The following is a 19,585-nucleotide window of genomic DNA, read 5'->3' as shown; positions in this document are numbered from 1 at the left end:
AGTGATCGACGGCGCAGTGGTATCAATCACGCCCGTGGTGTCTGTGGTTGCCGTATTACCCGCTTCATCCGTCACGCTGGCGTTAACCGTAAATTCACCTTCAGTTAGTTCAGCCGGTACGTCTGCAGTGTATGTGCCGTCTGCCTGTACGATAGCTGTCACGGTTTGAGTAATGCCTGCGCTATCGGTAATGGTTAATGTAACCGTGCTTCCCGGAGTGGCGTCAGTGGTACCTGAAAGGGTAGGTGTGGTGTCGTTATCAGAACCGGGCGCATTAATGGTAATGGTTGGAGCGGTGGTATCAATTTCCCCTGTGGTATCAGCAGTTGCTGTATTGCCTGCTTCATCGGTAACACTGGCGTTAACGGTAAATTCGCCTTCGGCCAATTCAGCGGGCACATCAACGCTATAGGTGCCGTCCGCTTGCACAATGGCAGTCACGGTTTGAGTATTGCCTGCACTGTCGGTAATGGTTAGCGTAACTGTGCTGCCAGGAGTGGCATCGGTTGTACCTGAAAGGGTAGGCGTAGTGTCGTTATCAGAACCCGGCGCATTAATAGTAATGGTTGGAGCGGTAGCGTCAATTTCACCAGTGGTAGAACTATCTGCAGTATTACCTGTAGGTTCTAACACGGTAGCATCTACAGTGAACTCACCATCAGCCAGTGCATTTGGTACGTCTACACTGAACGTACCGTCGTCTTGTACTATGGCGGTAACAACCTGAGTGTTTCCCTCACTATCGGTAACGGTTAGTGTAACTGTACTGCCTGGAATTGCTGAAGTAATGCCCGATAGTGTTGGCGTGGTGTCGCTTGTTAAGCCAATCGCATCTAGGGTAAGTGAAATGTCTTGTGCTTGCTCGCCTGTTCCAGAAAACTCAACTGGCGTAACATCGTCGTTGCCATTTGCACTTTGATCGAACTGGAAACCCACTGGATCGACTTCTTCATTTATGCGATCAACGCGCACAAAATTACTACCGCCGTCAGTACCAGCACCGCCATCTAGACCCGCCGCGGTTGCTTCTAACGATTCTAAAATGTCTCCATCACCTGCAAGCACATCAAGAAAGTCAGCGTCACCTTCTTGGTTGTTACCATCAACGCCGTCAACACCGTCAAGTAATGCTGTTAGCTCATCCACACTCTCGTCAAAAACGGCAAATTCATCGTCGGAGTTGCTTTCGGTGAAATCTAATTGCAGCGGGAAAGTAATGCTTTGTCCTGCTGGAAGTGTGCGCAGTTCTCCATCTACGCTGACGGTAACATACCCATTAGGTGATATATTCAATACGTCGCCTTCGGCCACCGCCATACCAACACTAACATTGACCTGCTCACCGGTTTCTCCGCGAATTAAAGAAGCCTCGCCGTTTACTTCTGCAATGATTACTTCAGCCATAATTCACTCTCAATCGATAAATTTTCTCGCTATACAAAAAGCGTAGCAGGGCTTTTTTATCTCGTTACCGGACCGTAGTACGGGTGGCACATATCCTTTGGTATAAAACCTAGGTAGTTACCCCTAATTTATTAATTTTTAGTCTAATAATCGTGAGTTGAGTTTGCAGAAATACACACAGCGTCTACTTTTTAGAAGTATGAAACGACAGAAATGTCGCCTCGTTTTTATATAGTGAGACGTATATATGAAGTTCATGAAATCAGTGCTTACTAGAGTTGTTATTGGGGCAACTAGCGCTGCGCTAGCTCATGCTGCTATTGCTCAAAGTAATGTTGTTGGTAACTCGTCTGTCAGGTTGGAAGACTATGTACGCAAGGTAGTAAACGAAAACCCAGAAGTGCAAGCCAGCTGGCGACAACTTCAAGTAGCAATGTCAGACGTCGATATTGCTCGTGGCGGCTTTCGCCCTCAGGTCGATGTGTTGGCCTCTAGTGCTTATACCGATAGAAACTATGGGTTAGATCGCGAATACATGGGGCATACTGGGCAAATTACGTTAACCCAAATGCTATATGATGGATTCTTAACTAGCAGTGAGGTTAAGCGTTTTAAGCAAGCACAAGTGGTACGCTTTTTCGAACTAATGGGCGAAATAGAGCAGAAGTCTCTAGATACATCTCTAGCTTATATGGACGTGCAGTTGTTCCGGGAGCTTCTAAAGCTCGCTGAAGAAAATTTGATTACTCACGTAGATGTATTCAAACAAATTGAAGAGAGTGTTGAGGCAGGTGTCGGTCGCAGAGCTGACTTAGAACAAATCAGTGGTCGTCTATCTCTAGCCGAGTCTAATGTTTTGACTGAGCTATCTAACTTACACGATGTAACTGCACGCTTTTTGCGATTAGTGGGCGAAAAACCTGCTCAAAATCTTCAATCAGTAACGATAAATTCTGCGTTCGTTGATGCAAACGTAACAGATATTCAATCGTTGCTGACCAGTGCATACGGCACCAATCCTCAGTTCAACGCTGCTATTTACAATATAGATGCACGACGTTATGCGGTTGATAGCGCAAGAAGTCTTTACCACCCTCAGGTAAACCTGACCGCAAGTTATGGTGCGCAAACTCGAGATCAAGCTGCATTAAATAATACCATTACCGAGGCGAGCGTTGGCGTTAACTTTTCTTATAACTTGTATAACGGTGGTTCGGACCGCGCAGCGATTCGACAAGCATTATCACAGGTAGATTTAGCAAAAGACTTGCGGGATAAAGCCTGTATCGATATGAGACAAACGGTACAAATTGCTTATAATGATATTATCAATATTACTGAGCAGCTACCCTCTCTGAATGCCCACCGCCTGTCTTCAGACAGAGTAAAGTCTGCATACATGGATCAGTTTACCATTGGTGAACGTTCTCTATTGGATTTGCTCGATTCCGAAAACGAATATTACGAGTCTAGTCGCGCATATTTAGAAGCACAATACACCTTAGAAAAGGCGCGTGTAAGACTGCTTGCGGCTTCGGGTAGCTTGGCACAAACGTTAGGAATTACAAAAGATGGCGTGCCTGATGTACTAGACAAAGCTGAAGAAAAAATCAGCTACGACCCCAACTACGTCTGCCCAGCCGTTCGCACCAACTTTGAAGATGAGTTGAATATACTCAAACGCGACACAGATGGCGACGGCATTGTGGATTTGTGGGACGATTGCGTCGATTCTACACCAGGTGCCATGGTCGATGACTTTGGTTGTGAAGCCAAAGAGCCTGAGATGGTGCCAGAACCAAGTGCTGCAGATTTTACGTTAGATAATGCGAAGATAATCAATTCATTCAACGTCAATATCGAATTTGCGTCTAATTCTACCGAGGTTTTACCTGAATACGAGAACTCGCTTCAGGACGTCATCGAAGCCTTAAACAATGACCCAAATTCAGGGGTGATTATTCACGGTCACGCCTCTCTAGATGGGGATGCAGCCTACAATCAGCGATTGTCTGAACGCAGAGCTAAGGCGGTTGCCTCGCTGCTTATGAATAAAGCGAACATAGAAGCTAGAAGAATTACTGCGGTTGGTTACGGAGAGAGTCGTCCGTTGGTTGATGAAGAATCAGACGCGGCGAACGCCCGTAATCGCAGAATAGAAGCGGCTATTATCCAGCTTCCTTCTAACGAATAGCAATGTGTAGGCCTATATGAAGGAAAAGAAGGTCGTAGACGACATATCCTATTTAGAACAGCAAGGAGGCGTATTGATGGATTGTTTGATTACGATCTGTCATGCGCACCATTTGGATGTATCTCGAGTCAGCCTGCTCAGTGGGCTTCCCTTAGATAGCGGCGAATTATCGCCCACAGGATTTGAGCGTGCAGCTAAACGGGCGGGACTCGCCTGCAGAACGGTTAAGCGCGATTTAGACCACATTAATACTGCGCTTTTGCCCGCTGTATTAGTCTTAAATGAAAAGCAAGCCTGTGTACTACATGGCTTAGAGCCTACCCATGCAAGAGTTTCGTATCCAGAACTAGATGACGCCGTGGTTGAAGTGCCCAGAGATGAACTTGCTGCCAGTTATACTGGGTACATAATATTTGCTCGACCCGAGATGCACGCGCATGAGACCAATGCTCAAATTGACAAATCATCAGTAGGGCACTGGTTGTGGTCATCTATCAAATCTGCAAAAGGGCTGTATAGGGATGTACTAATAGCCTCTGTTTTTATTAGCCTGCTTTCCATTGCCCTGCCTCTTTTTGTAATGAATGTATACGACAGGGTGGTGCCAAATGCGGCACTGGAAACCTTGTGGGCGCTGGCCATCGGCGTGCTTTTAGTTCTCGCGGCAGATTTCCTGTTACGCATGCTTCGGCAGTATTTTGTAGAGCTGGCGGCAAGTCGGCTAGATGTCACGCTTTCTGCAAAAATTATGGAAAAAGTACTGTCTATAAATTTGGCCAGTAGACCAGCAAAAAGCGGTTCCTTTATAAACAGCTTGCAATCTTTTGAGAGTATTCGGCAGTTTTTTGGTTCTGTAACGCTGGTGGCATTGGTTGATTTGCCATTCGGGCTCCTGTTTGTCGTTATTATAGCCATGATCGATTTTTATTTGATCATTCCTATTCTTATTGGCGCCACCGCGCTTTTCCTATACGCCATGAAAGCACAGCGCGTAATGCGTTCTCTTTCAGAAGAGTCGATGGAGATTAGCGCTCGAAAAAGCTCCCTCGTTACCGAAAGCGTGACTTCTTTAGAGGACATTAAGGCTTTTGGCTACCAGAGCCGAAACCAAAGTGCGTGGGAAAAACAGACGATATTTCTTGCCAAAGTTAACGCCAAGCTGCGTTTGGTTTCGATGTCGGTAAATAATGCTGCACTTTGGGTTCAGCAGTCAGTCGGCGTTGTAATCATTTTAACTGGTGTTTATCTGATCATTGAAGGTGTAATCACCCAAGGTGGATTGATTGCTGCCTACCTATTGTCTAGCCGAGCCATGGGTCCGGTCTCCCAGGCTGCGGCTTTATTGGCGCAATACCATCACGCTGAGACGGCGAAGAATGCCCTTGACGACATTATGTCTTTACCGAGTGAGTCAGGCAGTAATAAGCAGATAAAAAGTAATATTGTGCTTAAGGGGAATATTGATGCAAGCCAGCTTTGCTTTAAATATCCGGATGAAACCGTACTTGCACTCAAAGACGTAAACTTCTCAATTAAACAAGGTGAGCACGTAGCAATTTTGGGCAAAAACGGATGCGGAAAATCAACCCTGAACAAACTGCTTATGGCCTTTTACCGCCCTGAATCGGGTCAGTTGCTCATGGATGGTATAGACCTTCAGCAATACGACCCGACACTACTTCGCAAACAGATAGGTTACGTGCCACAAGACGTCAGCCTTTTCTACGGTTCATTGAAAGACAATATTATGTCTGAAGATTTACATATCGATGAAAGTGACTTTTGGGAAGTACTGACTCAGTGTGGTTTGGCGAAACTTGTTAATGGTAATGCTAACGGCGTGGAGCAAAACGTTGGGGAGCGCGGAAGTTTACTCTCAGGAGGTCAGCGACAAGCAGTAGCGATGGCTAGAGCCATAGTGCGAAACCCTGCGATATATATCATGGATGAGCCCACCTCAGCCATGGACTCAACAAACGAAGCGCAGATGAAGGAAACCATAAAAGCAGCGACATCCGGCAAAACACTCATCATCAATACTCATCGTACTACGTTGCTTGATCTTGTTGAGCGCGTGATTGTTGTCGAGAACGGAAAAGTTATTGCTGACGGTAAGAAGGAAGATGTACTTGTACAGTTTAAACAGCCAAGTCAAATACTTAAGAGGGCGCCATGATTTTAAACAGTGGTGGTGAGAAAAAAGACTGGTTGCAGCGATTAATGCGAGGTTGGCTAGCGCCACCTCCAGGTCAGGACTGGGTATTGGAAGCCGAGTGGTCACGTATAATGCAAACGCCGGTGAAAGCCCGAGGGCTTTTGTATTTGGTATCACTAGTTTTATTTCTTTTGGTGGTGTGGTCGTATTTTGCAGAGATTGATGAAGTTGCCAAAGGCGATGGTAAAGTCATACCGTCACAGCAACTACAGGTCCTCCAATCCTACGACGGAGGAATTGTACAGGATATATTAGTACGAGAAGGGCAAACGGTTGAAGCTGGACAAGTGTTATTAAAGGTTGATCCTACCCGCTTTTTGTCAAGCCTTGAAGAAAACACAACCCAGTTTGCGGCGCTGGCGGCGAAAGTGCAGCGCTTATCTGCGCTTACCCAAGGTGACGTGTTGCGGTTTAATCGAGAGCTTCGCGAACAGGCTCCAACGATCGTTGATAACGAACGCAAGCTCTACAATTCCAACTTGGCTGAGCTTGATGAAGTTGCAGCAGGATCGGATTCTCGTATTATGCAACGCCGTCAAGACGTGGAAGAAGAGCGAGCGAATCTTTCCCAGTATCAAAACGTTTTGTCCCTCTCAAAGAAAGAGCTCTCTGTGACCAAGCCATTACTTGCATCAGGTGCTGTGTCGGAGATTGAAATCCTTCGATTGGAACGTCAGATAGTAGAGCTAGAAGGAAACATCACCAAGTCCAAGGTAGCGATTGAGCGTGGCTTAAACGCCATCGAAGAAGAAATTATAAAGAAGGAAGAAGCGCGTCTTAAACTGGTTAATCGATGGAACCAAGAATTGACCGAAGCCACCGCCGAAATGGCGACATTGCAGCAGTCTCAAACCAGTTTAGAAGATGTGGTATCACAAGCAGCGCTGAGATCGCCAATCAATGGTACGGTGCAGCGCTTGCTCATTAACACCATTGGTGGGGTTATTACACCAGGCAGCGCGGTAGTGGAACTCGTTCCTCAAGATGATCAACTTATTGTTGAAGCAAAGGTCTCGCCTAAAGATATTGCGTTTATTCGAGAAGGGCAGCAGGCCATCTTAAAGTTCAGTGCTTACGACTTTACTATTTATGGCGGTATGTCTGCTGAAGTCCAACATATCAGTGCTGACGCCATTACCAACGAGAAAGATGAAACCTACTATTTAGTCAGGCTCGAAACGAAGAAAAGCATTGCTGATGAAGCGTTAGATATTTTACCTGGAATGATCGTACAGGTAGACATATTGACGGGAAAGAAAACTGTCCTTAACTATATCTTATCCCCTCTGTTCAATGTTACAGCCTCTGCGCTGCGGGAACGTTAAATGAGACATTTCATTGCCGAGAAAGATTTGCAAGGGGCGCTAACCCAGTATTCGTGGACCAGCTATAGTCGGGTTGATCAATTAACATGTGATCAAACTGATTGTATATGGATATTGGCAAGCGATGAGAACTGGCGGCAACAGCTAATTGAAGCCAAGCAAAAAGTAACGCAAGTGGTATTACTGACCTACAAATATGACCGTTTAGAGATGCAAAAAGCGCTGATGCTAGGCGCTAGGGCGTATTGTCACGCATTAGGAACCCAGTCTCTTTTATCTTCGGTAGCGAGGGTGATAGAAGCCGGAGGCATGTGGTTACCTAATGAGTTGCTTTTAGTGACAACATCTAATGTGGCGGTCAATTTGCAGTCTAAACGAGTGTTACCTGCTTTAAGTGGCTTAACGAAACGCGAAAAGGACGTATTGAGCGGCATTTTAGATGGGTTAAGCAATAAAGAAATTGCAAGAGAGCACGGTATTACCGAGCGTACCGTTAAAGAATATGTGGGTACGCTCTTACACAAATTTGAGGCAAAGGACCGAATCAGTCTATTACTCCGACTTGGTGAATTTAGTCATCTGAAAGATGCTCTATAACTTCCATGTGTGATACAACGCCGTCAATACCAAGCTCTATAAAGAGCGCTTGATGGTCAGAGCGTTTAACGCCGTCGGCGTATACTTTAATACCGAAAGTATGCGCCAGTGAGCAGAAGCCTCGAAGGAAAGCGTGATTAGCTGGGTTGAAATCTATGTCGGCCATAAATGCGGAATCAATTTTCACATAGTCTAGCCCCATCTCTTGCACATCTAACAGTTGCGAGAACGATTCGCCTACGCGTTTAAGGCCTATTTCGCATTCTTTAGCTTTAAGCGTAGTGCAAAAGTCGCTAAATTCGTCAGGGAAACGCGTTGCTGTAGATTCCCTTACTTCGAAGCACAGCTGTTTAGCTGCTTTTGAGTTGGTACCTATTTGATAATAAAGCTGTGCAAGGGTTTCAGAGTCTAGCATGAACTGTTCAGAGCAAAGAAAAGCAAACTTTGATTCTGTGCCAGAACGGTTAATGTAATCAATAAGGTGAATAATGGTTGTCAGTTCTAACTGTGGCAACAAACCTAAGTAACGTGCCCAGTGGGTATAGAAGCCGCTCTTTCTAAGCTCGCCGTCTATGTTCACCCCAGCCCAGCTTTGGTAATGAACCAAATTTCTGTCTATATCGAGCACTGGGAAATTAAATGTTTCTACATCGCGCTCATCGATAGCACGTTTGAGCTCTTGCTCCCATCGCTTCTCTTCAACAAGTGAAATGAATTCTCTTAGCGGGGCCTCAACAAACGGTTCGTCCATTACATCCGCTTCGGCTTCATCTATCATTGCATCAGCGCGCATAAGTGCGTTTGAAAAGCTGTCATCCGGTCGTAATTTCACAACCGACTGAAAGACTTGAGGGTCGCCATCGCGGCTAAATGCACTTAAACACGCACCGTGTAATGCTTCAGATATAGTAACGGCATCGTGGGTTTCGGTGAGGAGAATAGCAAATTCATTTTTTTGCATTCTAGCAATTCGACTGTCGGTGAAAAGGTGATGATGCATAGAAAGGCAATCATTAATTTCTTCAACGAAGTCGCGAATACGATTTTTACGTATATTAGCCGGGGAGCGCAAGAAACCTTCGTCCTCAGTAAATCTCACAAAAAAGACGCAGTTGACGCCTTCTGTATCGCGAAAGGCAAGTTGGCCTTTTAAAATCGATATAAAATAGTCCCTGTTGGCGACACCAGATTCGTCGTCGAATTGGGTTTTATAGCGCATGAGATCAAGGCGGGTATTCTCCTCCTCCATTATCTTCTTGGACGTTCTCGCTAAGAAGTTCATCGCGCGAACCACACGTTTGAGTTCTAGTGTACGAGGTTCGGGCAGTTGAACAAATTTCATTTCACCAAAAGACTCGGCTTGATTAACAACGCCATCCAGAGGTCGAATAATAAAACGAAGTGCCCACGCGCCTATTATTCCTGAGAAGATACCTACAAGGGACAAGCCAAAAATGAGCCGTTGAGTAGCGCGCCACATAGATGCGACGGCGAAGCTGGTGTCGGTTTCAACATATATCGTACCGTACTGACCCCACCCCTCGCTAACCTGAGCAATACCTGGATTGACATTCGGTGAGAAATTGTCTGCAAACCATCTGGGCGTGTCTTCATCTAATTGCACTTCGTGGGTGTGGGCAGACACAATTTCGCCGTCCGCTTTTTGAAGTACAATTGTTGCGTAATGTCCTATATCGAATTGGGACATGATGAAAAGGTCTAAAGATACGGGGTCTTTTTCTAATCCACTTAGCGTTAACGCCATCATACTGGCGTTATCTAAGTTTTTTGAGTAAAGCTGTTCTTCTACGTATTGTTTTGTAGTAATTCCATGAATTGTCACGCTACCAGCAATTGCAACAAGGACAACGGCTACAATGGCGAGCCACAATTCTCTTGTTATTGACATAGACTCCTAGGACCTTCTGCTAATCCCCTCTTGCTTCATGCGCTCAATAACGTCACGCCACCTAGATAGTCTACTGGTAGACGTAGAAACCTGTGACGTTTTGCCTGGTTGCCAAATACCTGAGTCGTTAAAACTAAAAACAGGTATCAAGTCTGTGCGCTGTGAGCCGGGTAATACATTAGACACTAAGCTGTCTAGCACAAGGGGATCCGATGAAGGGGAGTCATAGTATCCTAAAACCATATGTGCTTGTGTTACTCGACTTCTACCAATCTTCGCTTTTACATAAATTAGGCGAAGTTTAGAACTATCGATACCTAAGTGTAGCAGAGCTACGTATTTTGCAATGGCATAATCCTCACAATCTCCGCGAGAATGACCAAAAAGTTCAGAAGGGGTTGCCCAGTAGTCTTTTTCTTTAAACACAATATCGTCAGTAGCATACTGAATATGCTCATCAAAGAAAGCGTTTACACCAAGCAATTGATCTTTGACACCCTTACTTTCAAGAGCGTGTAGGGCAACTTCTAGCGCTGCAACGTGTGATGCTTTATCAGCTCCAAATTTATTTTTTACTTCCTGTTCAAGCTTTGGAAACTCGATTACATACTGATCCTTCATTTGCTGTCCAGCCAGTAGCAGGGCCACTAATGCTAAGCAGTGCGACGCAAATAGAGAAAGGGTCATAACTTCATTATTTTAGTTATACTAAAGTATAGGCGAGAGTAACCTTCTTCACCTAAAGTTTAAGTATAATTTGCTATACGTAGTTATAGGTATAACATGGCTGTGTTGATAAACCAACCATGATTTCGAACGCTAAAGTGGAAATCGAGAAAGACTATTTTTTTACTACAAAATCGTGTTCTTGAATGTTTGCGATAATTCCTGCACCTTCGTTTACTACTAGAGACGAATTACCGTAGGCACTACTCACTACAAATTTGCCAGGATATAGCGAGTACTGTAAGTATTTACGGCCACGGTTATCGACAATCTCTTTAGCTTGATAAAGGTATAGTTCATCTTTTTCAGAAATGCCATTGTCTCTGCCTAAAGATACAGAAATTTTATCGCCGGCAACATTAATCACTCTACCTGTCATTGGCTGGCATGCAGTGGCTTCTTTTATGTCTTCAATCGCTTCTGCTATTGTCGCGTTGACAGTTTGCCCATAAAGCGACTGCCAAAATTTTGTCGAAAACTCATCAACATCTTCGAATCTGTCGAATGTCCATTCTCCTTGATTATGATAAGACTTAGTCAACAACAGGCCTCCATTGATGCCGTCATAGACTTGAATGGTCATAGCAAAGGAGCGTCGAGAAGTACCCTCACGCCACGGTGTAAAAACCGAAGCCTCTTCCCGTGTCACGCTTAAATCATCTATCATGCCCACCAGCACAAATTGAGTATTACTTTGCGCTGAAAGCGTGCGTACATTTTCTTCAGTATATCGACTGTCAAATTTTGCAGTATGTGGCGCGATATAGATAATATCTAGGTTTTCAGTTTTATTTCGCATGGCCTGCGCTAACTGCTGGGTGAATGAAGCATCGAAATTGGGAATATTACCCTGTGTTAGCTGCGCTCTGTTACGTACCCTGAAATGTGTAGTAGCGAAATGTTTTTGGTCATTTTGTGCGGCACACACTTTTCCTCTTGGAAAAATGTCAGCGCGAATACTTACCGTAATCACATCGCCGCTATAAACTTCATCAACTAGTTCCAGTTGTTCAACTTCGCCGGTAGAGCGAATGGTCATCTCTTCATTTTTAAGAAGACCATTTGTGAGCTTGGCGACACTATGAACTGATGCGCCTGCAAAAAGCATGGCTTGCTTAAGTGCCTCTTGGGTAGCCGCATGTCTGGCAGTTTCCTTATCACCATTTCGCACCACAGCCTGTCCTGTAGCCTCGTACCACACGGCATTTGCTTGCCCAACGAAAAATGCAAACAGGCAAATTACCGCCACGACAGCATTTAAAATAGTTACCAGCGTTGTTTTGCTAATATGTCGCACCGCACACCTCTGGAGGTTTTTGTCTAACTGCGCTATGCAAAGCGCCCAGTTTATAAAGCGAAGTATGCGAAAAGAGTGCCAGTTGATGTGGTTTCGTCGCCATTAAATCAATCGGGCGCATATCTTGCAAAAGGTTTGTAAAAAGCGTCAGTTTAAATACGTCAAAATCTGCTACCGCGAGTATGGCGGTATCTCGTAGTTACAAGGCTGCCACCGACGAGAGCAGCGTAACTACACATTTGATTTTATTAATAATGCAATTTGGAAATGAAACTATGTGCTTGAAAAAAATACATAAATCAAAATCGCTGCTGCTGTCTTGCTTTCTTGGTTTAGCAATAAGCACTGGTGGATGCGGCATTATTGATAAACACGTTGAGTGGGAAACAATAGAACCAGAAAGCTATCCCGTGCTCAAGGCGGTAGGCTATGCGCCAATTTCTTCTCAGCATGGCGAAAGCGACAGCATGAAGCTTATAATGGCGATGAAAGCGTCAAAATTAGATGCATACCGAGAGCTAACTGAACAAGTTTATGGTCAAAAAATTGAAGGCAATCAGTCTCTGTCTCACTTGGTTATAGATAGCGAAACATTGCGAGCATCTGTAGAGGGGGTCATTAGAGGCGCTGAAGTCGTAAAAGCCTATCCGGTAGGTGAAGATACATACGTCACCGAACTCGCTTTAGATATGCAGCAGGTTTACGATATATATCTGTCGACCGCAAAACCGCGCCGAGTAAAGGATGTTAAGTATTATTAAAAGTTAGCGAAAGGGGAGTTTGCGCAAGTGGCTGTATCGTGAAGTCTTAGAACATGCGCAAATTCACAGAGATATAATTTACTTTTACCGGTTAAGGCTTAATGGTTAAAGCTCGCTGAGTGGGGTTTACTAAAATCGCAAAAAATTAGGCGCTCACTCCCGACCCTAAAGTCCCGCCTTTCGGCTTTCCTTTTTTATCATAGGTGAGCGATTCTTTGGCACGAACTTCCATCATCAAATTACGTAAGTGTGTGAGGCGTAGCTGTCCTTGCTCTACGGCTTTTTGATTGACCTGCGTGCGGTATTTGCAATCGTCCAGAAGTTTCTTTGCATTAGTCATTAATGCTTCATCTTCTTCTGACATTGAGCCTTGATCGCTAATTGTGCGCTCAATGCTTCCATCGAGAGCCTGAATAGACGTTAACAGTGCTGTCTTTTCGTCTAATAAGTTCATTAAAGATTCTGCGTCTCGCGAACTGATAAGTTGCAATTCTTTTTCAAGCAATACGGCAAGTGAAGACAGTTGCTCCACTTGCTTTATTAGTGCTTGTGTCAATTGGCTTGCTTGTTCAGTCACGTTAGCTCTCTTCTTATTAGTTACGAGTTTTGTCGCTCACTATTTAGCGCCAAAAATCTCACCTTCTAGTTTTGCAATCTTGTTGGCAAGCACTTCAGGATTAACTTTATACTCGCCACTTTGAATCGCTCGCTTAAGGCGATCGACTTTATCTTGGTTCACAGGCGCTTCCGAACCTTTCTTCTGAACCTGGTTGAGCTGCTGAGCAGATTGCGTCAACGATACAGAATCCTGACGCGGAACTGATGCGGTTTGCGCAGCCTGTGTTGATGCCTGCTGTGGAGATTGCTGCGTTTGGTTTTGCTGCGCAACCTTTCCATTATCAACGGGTGTTTTCGGTAACCCATTGTTTATATTGTTAATTGCCATAATTAGTCCTCACTACTTTTTCGCCTCTGTAAAGTGTATCGGCCTTTTGGCTAATTTCTTTAGCTAAATTGTGAACAAAAAAGTAGATATTCGCTGCCTCGTTTATAAGTGTATCACGACTTCTTCAGGGCTTGCGACTCTTGCTATCACCGCCTTTTGGCTACTGGCATTAATTACCTTAATATTGTCACCAACAACACCGTCTTGCTGAGCGATTCCGGCTGTTTTCACTTCCATACCTGCTACCTCAGCAGTTATGGTAATTCTGTCGCCTTTGCACACAAAGCATAGCATATTTGACTGTATAGCTTGTCCGTCAGTCACTCGGCGTTTTATTCTAGCCCCAATAAGTGCTTCTAGCTCAGTAAATGCGGTATGGCGTAATCGTCTTACATCAACTTTTGCCAGAGAGAGATTCGATGATGTCAGTACGGTTCCTGGACTTATTGCGCCTTGAGTGACAACAATTTCTTTGGTACGCGTTACTTGCCCGCTGGTAAAAAGGTACCATTCATTATTTCTACAGCTCACTCTAACTGATATATACGATTGGCTCAGCGCTTCTTGCGACGCATTGTATTCGAACCCAGTTGGGCAGTCAGGAATATTTATCCTATCGTCTATCTTCACAATAGACACATCAATGCTAGTATCCTGCGTATTATCAGCAAGTTGAGTTATTAGGTATTGTTTTGCGCCTTCTTCAACCTGTTTGTGATTGGTTTGTGTCGCCAAGCAGTTCATAGAAAGCACACTGAAAACGGTCAATGACAGTAATCGTGTGAATGTAAGGCGCGTTTTGGCGTTCATATTTTTCATCATGACTTTTCGTGTTCAGTTTACAAGTTATTGACTATGCTTAATACGGCCGGTTTGCTTAGTGCAAATAAATAACAGCCAAAGTAAATCCATAAGGTTTACAAGCACGAGCGTCAACGCAGGATCATTGACTAAGTTAAGGTATAAACCCTACTAAAGACTGAAAGATGCTATTTAGTGTCATTTTTCTGTCGTTTGACCTGCAAAAATTTAGTGATATTGTCTATCTTTATCATAAGAGGCAATGATCATGCCCAGTATTACTTAGAGGTGACCTATGTCGGGGATTTTAGATTCAGTAAACCAGCGCACGCAGCTTGTTGGGCAGAATCGCTTAGAGTTGCTGCTGTTTAGACTGAACGGCCGCCAACGCTTTGGAATTAACGTTTTTAAAGTGCGGGAAGTGCTTCAGTGTCCTCCGCTAACAGCAATGCCGAAATTAAACCCGTTGGTTCGTGGTGTGGCGCACATCCGTGGTCAAACCATATCGGTCATTGATTTAAGTATGGCAACACGCGGCCGTAAAATTGAAGATCTCTCTAATGCCTTTATTGTCATTGCGGAATATAACCGTTCAGTTCAGGGCTTTTTGGTGGGTGCCGTAGAGCGTATTATCAACACCAATTGGGATGCGATCATGCCGCCACCTCAAGGCACCGGCAGAGCAAGCTATTTAACGGCGGTGACTGAAGTTGAAAATGAACTTATTGAAATTCTAGACGTTGAGAAAATTTTAAACGAAATTTCTCCGTTGAATGCCGAAGTAAGTTCAGAGGTGGCAGAAGGTCTGACAACCGAAGGCCAAGAAAACAAAATTATCTTTATTGCAGATGACTCTGCGGTAGCGCGAAACCAAGTTAAAAAGGCGCTTACTTCACTGGGTCTTGAGATTGAGCTCGCTAAAAACGGTCTTGAAGCATTAAACAGGCTTAAAGAAATTGCGGAAGAGTACGGCGATGTAACGAACCGTGTAGGCGTGCTGGTCTCAGATATCGAGATGCCTGAAATGGACGGCTATACACTAACCGCCGAAATTAAAAATACGCCTGAACTTCAAAAGCTTCATGTTGTATTGCATACGTCGCTCAGTGGTGTCTTCAACCAAGCTATGGTGCAAAAAGTAGGGGCTGATGACTTTATCGCGAAATTCCACCCCGATGAACTTGCTACCGCGGTACAAAAGTGGCTAATGGCTGAGTGCGAATAACGGAGCAAGATAGGATTGGCTAATAAAGACGTTTCGCCAGCAAGTTACCTCAAGTTTAGAGAGTTTTTGGAAAAGCAATGCGGCATAGTATTAGGTGATAATAAACAATACCTGGTGCGCAGCCGTTTAGCTTCATTACTCTATAAGCATAAGTATGAGTCTGTTGACGAACTGATTGACGTGGTTGTGAAAGGGTTCGACAGAACTTTACTACAGAACGTTATTGACGCAATGACCACAAACGAAACGTTGTGGTTTCGAGACAACTATCCCTTCGATTTACTTGTAAAAGAGTTACTACCAACACTATCGGCAAAAAATCAGAAGCTTCGCATATGGAGTGCCGCTTGTTCGTCTGGACAAGAGCCTTATTCTATTGCGATGTCTGTACTTGAATATCAGCGCCAAAGGCCAGGTGCATTAAGAGCGGGTGTTGAAATTGTTGCTACAGATTTATCGTCAGAAATGCTGCAAAAGTGTGAGTTAGGTATTTATGACGAACTGTCCCTTGCAAGGGGATTGTCCCCGCAAAGGAGACAGGCCTTTTTCCAGCAAAATGATAGCGGGCTAATGCAGGTAAAACCCGACGTTCGTCGGATGGTAAGCTTTAGAAGTCTAAATTTACTTTCGAGCTATGCAGCACTTGGCCGCTTTGATATCGTTTTTTGCCGTAATGTTTTGATTTATTTCTCGGCCGAAGTAAAACAACGCATCCTGCAACAAATTGCCGGACAGCTGCAGCCTCAGGGTGTGCTTTTCCTTGGCGCCTCAGAATCAATCAGCGCTGCAAGTGATACCTACAGTATGGTTAAGTGCCACCCTGGCCTTTACTATCAAAAAAAATGATCTAACTTATCGGCCTGATAAATAATACTTTTTTTACGATCAGGTCGACACTTTTGACTTACACCCTCCGTCAAAATCTCATTATGGCATTTGCCTTGCTAACTATTTCTACAAACGACAGTAAAACGGCAAGATTCGATATTTAATTGTCCGCTTACATTGTCACCACGAACAAATTTTTAGTATGTCAGAGGTCATGTTATGGCTATTAACCTAGATAAGCTGGTTGGCTTTCATGAGTCAGCACTCACTATACGCACAGAGCGTATGGAAGTGATTTCTGGAAATCTAGCGAACGCAAACACGCCTGGTTATAAAGCGCGGGACATTGATTTTAATAAAGCAATGCAGTCGGCTATGCGAGAAGCATCTGGTGGTACAGCCAATCACGCTTCTTCAGGAATGGTGCGGACAAATGATCGCCACTTAAGCGGCAATTCTACGTCAGTAGCGGCAAACTTTGACATGCAATACCGCATCCCAACACAACCAGACACTGGCGACGGTAACACGGTTGAAGTTCAAGCGGAAAGAAATCGGTTTTTAGACAATGGATTGCGCTACCAAGCCAGCCTAGAATTTTTGAACGGAAAAATTAAAGGCATGAAAAAAGCGCTTAGCTCAGGAGGTCAGTAGTCATGAGTTTATTTAATGTAATGCAAATTTCGAGTACGGGTATGGAGGCGGAGAATGTACGTCTTAATACTACGGCAAGTAATATTGCCAACGCTAACTCGGTTAGCAGCAGCTATGACGAAACATACCGAGCTCGCCATCCAGTTTTCGCTACGGCGTTGCAAGATGCAATGCGCGATCAGTCAAAAGGTGCAGGTGTTCAAGTAAAGGGTATTGTAGAAAGTGATGCTCCTTTGCAAGTGGAGTATTCACCTAACAACCCGATGGCAGATGAAAACGGCTACATCTATAAACCCAACGTGAACATTGTGGAAGAGATGGCAAATATGATGTCAGCGTCCAAAGCGTATGAAACTAACGTGCAGGTTGCGGACACCACAAAGCGTATTTTCCGTCGCGTACTGCAGCTAGGTCAAGGGCAGTAACTTGCCGCTTGAATAATGTGAGGATTACTCAGTGAATACCATAAACAATACTGGCTTAAATACTGATCTGTATTGGCAAGAGGAAACCGTCAAAATAGCTGACGGCACCGAGCAGCAGTTAACCCAGGAAGATTTCTTCTCAATGTTAACTGAGCAGTTAGCCAATCAGGATCCCACTGCACCCGTTGATAACGATCAAATGGTAGCGCAGATGACATCATTTACGATGGCCGACGGTATTTCCCAGCTTAACGAAAAGTTTGAGTCGTTTGCAGCTTCAATGACATCGAATCAAGCGTTACAAGCCTCTAGTCTTATCGGGCAAAACGTGCTGGTTCAAGGTAACGTGGGTTATATGGCCAATGAAGGCGATGGCATTTCGGGTGTCATCGTGAATGAAAAAACAGTTCAGAATATGACGATCACTATTGAGAACCAGTTTGGTGAAGTCATAAAAACCATTGATGCAGGCACACAAAGCGCTGGCAACATTGAGTTTGAATGGGATGGCAAAGATAAGCATGGCAACCAGATGGCACCGGGTGAATATGTTATCAGTGCCACTGGCGAGTTGAATGGAGAAGGTGTTCAGCTGAATACCGCCGTTAATCGCCATGTTGGAAGTGTAAGCTTGGCTGGTAGTGGTCAAGGCGTAATTTTGAATTTGGATGGTGATGTCAGTATCAATCTTGATGACGTCATTCAAATCGGCAGTTAGTAGGAGAATCAATAATGTCTTTTAATATTGCACTGAGTGGCGTTTCAGCCGCACAAAAAGATTTGGATGTAACCGCCAACAACATCGCAAACGTAAATACAGTTGGCTTTAAAGAATCTCGCGCTGAATTTGGCGATGTTTATGCGGCATCACTGCTTTCAGGTGGTAAAACTAAAGTAGGTGACGGTGTACTCACTCAAGAAGTTGCTCAGCAATTTTCTCAAGGTAGCCTTCAGTTTACCAATACCTCGCTTGATTTGGCGATCACGGGTAATGGTTTCTTTGCGACAGTACCTGAAATTACGTCTCGCGACTTCTCGTTCACACGTGCGGGTCAGTTCAAGTTAGATAGCGACAATTTCGTGGTTAACAGTAATGGCGATAACTTATTGGGTTTCCCCGTTAACTCTGATGGTACAAGTGCCTCGGTAGCACTTAGTACTACTGAGCCAGTGCGTATTCCAGACTCTTCGGGTTCTCCCGCACAAACCACAGAAGTTGACATTCGAATGAACTTGCCTGCTGGTGATGCAGCCCTAGATCCACAAGATTTTGACCCTGAAGATCCGCTTACCTACAACGCGGCAACATCGGTAACCGTTTACGATTCGTTAGGTGATAGTCACGTAATGACCTATTACTTCATAAAGGATGCGACACCGGGTGTTGATAATGAGTGGTATGTTGCTACTGCAATTGATGACACGCTAGTTGATATGACAGATTCAGCGGGTAATGACACAGACCCAGCAACAGCAGTAAATAGTGTCGGTGGTAACACTGGTAACGCCGTAACAGCATCTAAACTTATCTTCTCTCAAGGCGGTGATTTTGCTGGCATGGAAACGCCTGATGGCCTACCTACACTTGATTTCAAAATGCAAACAGAAGCGTTAGGCGCAGGTATTCTTGCTAATGGCTCAGATCCTACGCAGCAAATAAGCATTGATTTCAACCTCGATGTTAATAACGCGACGCCTAATGAGCCGACTCAGTTCGCCTCTGCGTTTGAAGTTACTTCACTAGAACAAGACGGTTTACCTGTAGGTCGATTAACAGGTATCGACATTGGTCCGGATGGCTTGGTTCGTGCAACGTTCTCTAATGGTACGTCTGAACCTATTGTTCGTGTCGCTTTGGTTCGCTTTTCTAATGAACAAGGCCTAACTCAAGAGAGCAGTACTCAGTGGAAGGAAAGTATTCTTTCAGGTGAGGCACTAGCGGGTGAAGCAACAACCGGTACTTTCGGCGAAATTAACTCTTCGGCGCTAGAACAAGCTAACGTTAACCTTACCACTGAGCTCATCGACATGATTATCGCTCAGCGTAACTTCCAGGCAAACTCGCGTGCGCTTGAAGTGAACAACTCGCTAAACCAGACTATCCTTAACATTCGATAGTTTGCAGTAAGCTACATTAGCAGATTGCTAAGCGGCAAATTTTAGGCGCGGAAAACTGTACCTATTTGACCCGATTTAGAAAGGTCGCAACAATGCGACCTTTTTTATTTTTCTATATATATCAATTCAATACCGCCCTTATTTTTCAATTGCACTAAAT

Annotated in this window: 18 protein-coding genes; 11 read left to right on the top strand and 7 right to left on the bottom strand. The window is 44.5% G+C overall.

The genetic code is table 11. From position 1 onward, the window contains the following. Positions 1–1,404, bottom strand: a 1,404-nt coding sequence (locus F0261_RS18240) for a retention module-containing protein (RefSeq protein ID WP_171338609.1), incomplete at its 3' end; no start/stop codon positions are given. 247 nt (positions 1,405–1,651) lie between these two features. Here F0261_RS18240 and F0261_RS18235 point away from each other — a divergent pair. The 4 genes from F0261_RS18235 (at position 1,652) to F0261_RS18220 (ending at position 7,735) form a co-directional block, all read left to right on the top strand. Next, complete coding sequence (locus F0261_RS18235) at positions 1,652–3,598, top strand: TolC family outer membrane protein (RefSeq protein WP_171338608.1); 1,947 nt, start codon at positions 1,652–1,654, stop codon at positions 3,596–3,598. 76 nt (positions 3,599–3,674) lie between these two features. Further along, positions 3,675–5,774 carry a type I secretion system permease/ATPase gene (locus tag F0261_RS18230; RefSeq protein WP_171338610.1) on the top strand — a complete coding sequence of 700 codons (2,100 nt, stop codon included), beginning with the start codon at positions 3,675–3,677 and terminating at the stop codon, positions 5,772–5,774. Beyond that, on the top strand, positions 5,771–7,138 hold the full coding sequence (locus F0261_RS18225) for an HlyD family type I secretion periplasmic adaptor subunit (RefSeq protein ID WP_101563664.1): 1,368 nt from the start codon (positions 5,771–5,773) through the stop codon (positions 7,136–7,138). Before F0261_RS18230 ends, F0261_RS18225 begins: the two co-directional genes overlap by 4 nt. Then, a complete protein-coding gene (locus tag F0261_RS18220; RefSeq protein WP_171338607.1) occupies positions 7,139–7,735 on the top strand; it encodes a response regulator transcription factor in 597 nt (198 codons plus the stop codon). Here the strand turns inward: F0261_RS18220 and F0261_RS18215 are convergent. The 3 genes from F0261_RS18215 to F0261_RS18205 form a co-directional block, all read right to left on the bottom strand. Next, complete coding sequence (locus tag F0261_RS18215; RefSeq protein WP_171338606.1) at positions 7,710–9,644, bottom strand: LapD/MoxY N-terminal periplasmic domain-containing protein; 1,935 nt, start codon at positions 9,642–9,644, stop codon at positions 7,710–7,712. The two genes, F0261_RS18220 and F0261_RS18215, sit on opposite strands and share 26 nt — an antisense overlap. A 6-nt stretch (positions 9,645–9,650) precedes the next feature. Continuing rightward, complete coding sequence (locus F0261_RS18210) at positions 9,651–10,331, bottom strand: transglutaminase-like cysteine peptidase (protein WP_171338605.1); 681 nt, start codon at positions 10,329–10,331, stop codon at positions 9,651–9,653. 154 nt (positions 10,332–10,485) lie between these two features. After that, positions 10,486–11,667 (bottom strand): flagellar assembly protein T N-terminal domain-containing protein, encoded by a 1,182-nt coding sequence (locus F0261_RS18205; protein WP_171338604.1) that lies wholly within the window; start codon positions 11,665–11,667, stop codon positions 10,486–10,488. A 275-nt stretch (positions 11,668–11,942) separates the two neighbouring features. On the opposite strand from F0261_RS18205, the gene F0261_RS18200 reads away from it, so the two are divergent. Then, positions 11,943–12,428: an LPP20 family lipoprotein gene (locus F0261_RS18200; RefSeq protein ID WP_014948587.1), complete on the top strand. Its 486-nt coding sequence runs from the start codon at positions 11,943–11,945 to the stop codon at positions 12,426–12,428. A gap of 145 nt (positions 12,429–12,573) precedes the next feature. Here F0261_RS18200 and flgN read toward each other — a convergent pair whose 3' ends face one another. The 3 genes from flgN to flgA all read right to left on the bottom strand — a co-directional run bounded on the left by flgN (position 12,574) and on the right by flgA (position 14,193). Beyond that, positions 12,574–13,005, bottom strand: coding sequence for a flagellar export chaperone FlgN (gene flgN / locus F0261_RS18195; RefSeq protein WP_014978561.1), 432 nt, complete (start codon positions 13,003–13,005; stop codon positions 12,574–12,576). A gap of 39 nt (positions 13,006–13,044) precedes the next feature. Beyond that, the gene (gene flgM / locus F0261_RS18190; protein WP_014948589.1) at positions 13,045–13,374 is read right to left on the bottom strand and encodes a flagellar biosynthesis anti-sigma factor FlgM; all 330 of its coding nucleotides are present in this window, start codon (positions 13,372–13,374) and stop codon (positions 13,045–13,047) included. Between the two features lie 102 nt (positions 13,375–13,476). Continuing rightward, the gene (flgA, locus tag F0261_RS18185; RefSeq protein ID WP_014948590.1) at positions 13,477–14,193 is read right to left on the bottom strand and encodes a flagellar basal body P-ring formation chaperone FlgA; all 717 of its coding nucleotides are present in this window, start codon (positions 14,191–14,193) and stop codon (positions 13,477–13,479) included. Positions 14,194–14,470: 277 nt separating this feature from the next. On the opposite strand from flgA, the gene F0261_RS18180 reads away from it, so the two are divergent. The 6 genes from F0261_RS18180 (at position 14,471) to flgE (ending at position 19,425) form a co-directional block, all read left to right on the top strand. Next, positions 14,471–15,400, top strand: a complete 930-nt coding sequence (locus F0261_RS18180) for a chemotaxis protein CheV (RefSeq protein WP_049586000.1) — start codon at positions 14,471–14,473, stop codon at positions 15,398–15,400. A 15-nt stretch (positions 15,401–15,415) separates the two neighbouring features. After that, the gene (locus F0261_RS18175; RefSeq protein WP_014978562.1) at positions 15,416–16,246 is read left to right on the top strand and encodes a protein-glutamate O-methyltransferase CheR; all 831 of its coding nucleotides are present in this window, start codon (positions 15,416–15,418) and stop codon (positions 16,244–16,246) included. Positions 16,247–16,447: 201 nt separating this feature from the next. Further along, positions 16,448–16,882, top strand: a complete 435-nt coding sequence (gene flgB, locus F0261_RS18170; protein WP_014948594.1) for a flagellar basal body rod protein FlgB — start codon at positions 16,448–16,450, stop codon at positions 16,880–16,882. A gap of 2 nt (positions 16,883–16,884) precedes the next feature. Next, positions 16,885–17,307 (top strand): flagellar basal body rod protein FlgC, encoded by a 423-nt coding sequence (gene flgC / locus F0261_RS18165; RefSeq protein WP_012517627.1) that lies wholly within the window; start codon positions 16,885–16,887, stop codon positions 17,305–17,307. 31 nt (positions 17,308–17,338) lie between these two features. Next, the gene (gene flgD, locus F0261_RS18160; protein ID WP_012517628.1) at positions 17,339–18,025 is read left to right on the top strand and encodes a flagellar hook assembly protein FlgD; all 687 of its coding nucleotides are present in this window, start codon (positions 17,339–17,341) and stop codon (positions 18,023–18,025) included. Between the two features lie 14 nt (positions 18,026–18,039). Further along, positions 18,040–19,425 (top strand): flagellar hook protein FlgE, encoded by a 1,386-nt coding sequence (flgE, locus tag F0261_RS18155; protein WP_014948596.1) that lies wholly within the window; start codon positions 18,040–18,042, stop codon positions 19,423–19,425. Positions 19,426–19,585 lie beyond the last annotated feature (160 nt).

The organism is Alteromonas sp. 07-89-2 (assembly GCF_013113925.1).
Lineage (GTDB): Bacteria > Pseudomonadota > Gammaproteobacteria > Enterobacterales > Alteromonadaceae > Alteromonas > Alteromonas macleodii.
This window is presented reverse-complemented; position numbering and strand designations above follow the sequence as displayed.